This is a genomic window from Planktothricoides sp. SR001 (assembly GCF_001276715.1).
In the GTDB taxonomy this organism is placed as follows: domain Bacteria; phylum Cyanobacteriota; class Cyanobacteriia; order Cyanobacteriales; family Laspinemataceae; genus Planktothricoides; species Planktothricoides raciborskii.
In genome coordinates this window covers 1-209 of record NZ_LIUQ01000146.1, presented here as the reverse complement: position 1 = coordinate 209, position 209 = coordinate 1, and the positions used below count along the sequence as shown (strand labels likewise).

Genomic DNA, 209 nt, shown 5'->3' with positions numbered 1-209 from the left:
GTGACTGGGCAAAAAATTGTTGTAGTTGGTTTTTTAGGCAGGAAAGGGTGGGAGTTTCTGTGAGACTTTTCCAAATAATATAGTCAAATTCAGGCTTGATTTGTTCGATGAGTTGCCTGGTTAGTAAGCTTTTGCCAATGCCACTTAATCCATAGATGGTGATTAAGCGGATCTGGTCTTTTAAGATCCACTGTTTGAGGGTATTTATT

General features: G+C 38.8%; 1 protein-coding gene. It reads right to left on the bottom strand.

All coding sequences use genetic code 11. The annotated features are described in order from the left end of the window. The coding region (locus tag AM228_RS28800; RefSeq protein WP_231636988.1) for an NB-ARC domain-containing protein at positions 1–209 on the bottom strand (209 nt) is incomplete at both ends.